The organism is Faecalibacterium sp. DFI.5.82, from assembly GCF_029076575.1.
GTDB classification, from domain to species: Bacteria; Bacillota; Clostridia; order Oscillospirales; family Ruminococcaceae; genus Faecalibacterium; species Faecalibacterium duncaniae.
Genome location: NZ_JARFIS010001069.1, coordinates 1 through 290 on the forward strand (window position 1 = coordinate 1; position 290 = coordinate 290).

Annotated in this window: 1 protein-coding gene; it reads right to left on the reverse strand. The window is 65.9% G+C overall.

Annotated features, from left to right (window positions below; translation table 11 throughout):
- A partial coding sequence (locus P0G09_RS20180; RefSeq protein WP_275253569.1) for an alpha-hydroxy-acid oxidizing protein occupies positions 1-290 on the reverse strand: 290 nt, incomplete at both ends.

The following is a 290-nucleotide window of genomic DNA, read 5'->3' on the forward strand; positions in this document are numbered from 1 at the left end:
GGCGGCAGATGAGCACAGCGTCAGCACCCAGAGCCAGCGCCTTGAACACATCCACGCCGGAGCGTATGCCGCCATCCACCAGAATCTTCACGCCGCTGCCCTTGAGGGCCTCTGCGATCTCCGGCAGGACTTCGGCGGTGGCGGGGCACTGATCCAGCACACGGCCGCCGTGGTTGGAGTCCACGATGGCAGCAGCACCGGCTTCCTTGGCCTTGAGGGCACCCTTGACGGTCATCACACCCTTGACGATGAAGGGGCGCTCGGCCAGCTTGACGATCTCGGCCAGCTCG